This window comes from Paenibacillus sp. 1A_MP2 (genome assembly GCF_052244825.1).
Taxonomy (GTDB): Bacteria; Bacillota; Bacilli; order Paenibacillales; family Paenibacillaceae; genus Paenibacillus; species Paenibacillus vandeheii.
Genome location: NZ_JBQQCS010000009.1, coordinates 1 through 2,724, shown reverse-complemented (window position 1 = coordinate 2,724; position 2,724 = coordinate 1). Strand labels below are relative to the sequence as shown.

Below are 2,724 nucleotides of genomic sequence, written 5' to 3'. Positions count from 1 at the left end.
CTGAGACTGCTGGGGCCTATTGCTCGTTGACCGGAGCATCACGGTCCGCTCCCTTAGCTGGAGAGCAGCTATATAAATCTATGGAGGCTGATGACAAATGGATTGGTTGAAAACGTTGTTGAAGAATGCGGGATTGGATGATTCAAAGATTGACGGGATCGTAACGGATGCAGGCAAGGAGCTTCCAAAACACTTTGTTCCCAAATCGCAGTACAACGACTTATCGGATGTGAAGAAGAAGCTGGAGAAGGACGTTACGGATCGGGACGCGCAGCTCGAAACGCTCAGTAAGGATGCAGGAGCTTCGGAATCGCTCAAGGCTGAGATTGCCCGCCTTCAGGGGAAAACACCACAGCCAAGCAGCAGTATGAATCTGATTTGAATGATATTCAGATGACCAATGCAATTTCTGCCGCTCTTAACGGTAAGGTCCATAACGAGAAGGTGGTTACGGGCATGATCGACAAGGCAAAGTTGGTTATTGGCGATGACGGTAAGGTGGTAGGGCTGGATGAGCAATTGAAGGGGCTTCAAACATCGGATGCCTACTTGTTCAAACCCGATGAAGCAGGCGGCGGTAACGGTGGCGGTGCAGGTGGTTTCCGTGTAGGCAATCCAGGGCAAGGAACCGGGCAAGCCACGAACGATCAACTGGCAAGTATTTTCGGCGTTGCTGAAACGAAGTAATAAACCAATTTACTAATTTAAGGGAGAGATGAACACATGCCGTTCAACTATGTAGAAAGCTTTTTGACCACATTGCAGCAGAAGTATACGAAAGAGTTGGCTTCGGATGGTTTGACTACGCAGAATGCCATCTGGGTGAATAACAAAACAATCAAGGTGCCAAGTTTGGATGTAGCCGGGTATAAGAATCACAACCGTAACGGGGGTTGGAACCGACAAGCCGTCAGCAATAATTTTGAGACGATGGCCTTGACCTTTGACCGTGATGTGGAGTTCTTCGTCGATGCCATGGACGTAGATGAAACGAATCAAATCGTTTCTGCTGCTAATCTGACAGCGACATTCGAGAAGGAACAAGCCATTCCTGAGCTTGATAAATATCGTTTCTCCAAGATGTATGCGGATTATGTGGCAATGGGATACACGCCAGATACAACCGTTTTGGATGCAGCCAATGCGTTGGAAGTGTTCGATGAAATGATGATGAACATGGACGAAGCAGAGGTACCGCAAGAAGGCCGGATCATGTACGTAACGCCAAACTATTTGAAACTGCTTAAATCTGCCGAGAAGCTTCGCCAGATTGTTACGGTGGGTCAGAACAGCGGTGTGATTGACCGGGCAGTACGCAGTTTGGATGAGGTCGTGTTGAAATCCGTACCTTCCAGCCGTATGAAGACAGTATATGACTTTACAAACGGTGCTGTGGCGGGTGTAGGGGCAAAACAGATTAACTTGATCCTTGTTCATCCAGACTGTGTGTTGGCACCGATCAAACACAGTGCAATCTTTCTGTGGGAGCCAGGCAGCCATACACAAGGTGACGGGTATCTGTACCAAAACCGCCGTTACACGGATCTGTTCTTGATCGAGCGTAAAGCGGCCGCGATCCAAATGAACGTTCAAGCCTAAATATAACAGCGAATAGAGAGGGGAAAATCACATGTTGTTTGCAGTAAAGGGAAATACGCAGTTGAAGATTGACGATGCTGAGCGGGTAACCTATCTTAAACTCGGCTTCGATATCGCTGAACAGTCGGGAAATACGCTTGAAGTGGTAGAGAACTCTTCAAGCAAGAAGGTGTCTTGGAAGGAATACGAAGCGCTGGTAAGAGAGAACGAAGAGTTGAGGAATCAGATTGCGGCATCCGGTTCTGGTACACCGGAAGCGCTGAAGGGGCTGCAAACCCAGTTGGATGACGCGAACAAGGAAATCAAATCACTTAAAAAGCAGATTGCAGCCACGACTACACCTGATGACAAGTAGGTGATGGCATGTCATATGTAACGGAAGAAGAGTATGAACTTTATGGGGACGGTGTGATTCCGGCTGAGGACTTGAATAAGGCTCTCAGTCGGGCATCCGACCAAATAGACAGCCTGACCTATAATCGCATCGTACAACGCAAACTGGACAGCCTGACAGCCTTTCAGCGGGGGAATGTGGTCAAGGCAGTATGCCAACAAGCGGATTTCCAGTTCCAATATGGGGATTACTTGGACTTCCCGCTCTCTGGATACTCAGCGGGCAGCGTCAGCGTGTCATTTAAGGCCGTTGAAGGCGCTGGTGGGGTTAAGACTACCGAAGGTGTTACAAACCTGCTGAGAGCCACAGGGTTGATGAATAGGGGGCTATGTTGATGCGGGGTAAGTTTCCATTTCCACATTGGATTTTAAAAACGCCTGTTCAAGTGTTTCACACCAAACTGTCAGAAGACGGGGAGCCTGTCGAGGATCTAATCTTTGACGGGCTTGCTTGTTATGACGAGAAGATGCGTCAGAAGCTGGATAAGGAGCGCCGATTGGTTACGTTGTCCGGCAAGGTGATTCTTCGTGGTGATATATTGCCTGGAGAACTGATTGAGGGCTTTGTCCGGGTTGGCGGTACTGATCGGATCATATTCAGCGCATCACGGCCACAGCATCCAGATGGCAGCGTCTTTTCTACGGAATTGGAGTTGAGCTGATGGTTAAAGTGAAAGTGACGATGGATCCCCAGGCTATGCGGGAGCTTGCAAATGCTCCATTGAAAGCACT

General features: G+C 48.7%; 4 protein-coding genes and 1 pseudogene. All 5 read left to right on the top strand.

The genetic code is table 11. The annotated features are described in order from the left end of the window. Positions 1–97: 97 nt before the first annotated feature. The 5 genes and pseudogenes from ACTWJ7_RS36645 to ACTWJ7_RS36625 all read left to right on the top strand — a co-directional run bounded on the left by ACTWJ7_RS36645 (position 98) and on the right by ACTWJ7_RS36625 (position 2,654). A pseudogene (locus tag ACTWJ7_RS36645) lies at positions 98–687 on the top strand (phage scaffolding protein). Positions 688–723: 36 nt separating this feature from the next. Further along, complete coding sequence (locus ACTWJ7_RS36640; RefSeq protein WP_301880958.1) at positions 724–1,599, top strand: capsid protein; 876 nt, start codon at positions 724–726, stop codon at positions 1,597–1,599. A gap of 31 nt (positions 1,600–1,630) precedes the next feature. Continuing rightward, positions 1,631–1,954 carry a hypothetical protein gene (locus ACTWJ7_RS36635; protein ID WP_301880957.1) on the top strand — a complete coding sequence of 108 codons (324 nt, stop codon included), beginning with the start codon at positions 1,631–1,633 and terminating at the stop codon, positions 1,952–1,954. An 8-nt stretch (positions 1,955–1,962) separates the two neighbouring features. Further along, positions 1,963–2,328, top strand: a complete 366-nt coding sequence (locus ACTWJ7_RS36630) for a hypothetical protein (RefSeq protein WP_301880956.1) — start codon at positions 1,963–1,965, stop codon at positions 2,326–2,328. Then, positions 2,328–2,654, top strand: coding sequence for a hypothetical protein (locus tag ACTWJ7_RS36625; protein ID WP_301880955.1), 327 nt, complete (start codon positions 2,328–2,330; stop codon positions 2,652–2,654). Before ACTWJ7_RS36630 ends, ACTWJ7_RS36625 begins: the two co-directional genes overlap by 1 nt. Positions 2,655–2,724 lie beyond the last annotated feature (70 nt).

Bases quoted from the DNA above. Each gene is read 5' to 3' on its own strand.
- ACTWJ7_RS36640 (WP_301880958.1), top strand. From the start codon at position 724: ATGCCGTTCAACTATGTAGAAAGCTTTTTGACCACATTGCAGCAGAAG.
- ACTWJ7_RS36625 (WP_301880955.1), top strand. From the start codon at position 2,328: ATGCGGGGTAAGTTTCCATTTCCACATTGGATTTTAAAAACGCCTGTT.
- ACTWJ7_RS36630 (WP_301880956.1), top strand. From the start codon at position 1,963: ATGTCATATGTAACGGAAGAAGAGTATGAACTTTATGGGGACGGTGTG.
- ACTWJ7_RS36635 (WP_301880957.1), top strand. From the start codon at position 1,631: ATGTTGTTTGCAGTAAAGGGAAATACGCAGTTGAAGATTGACGATGCT.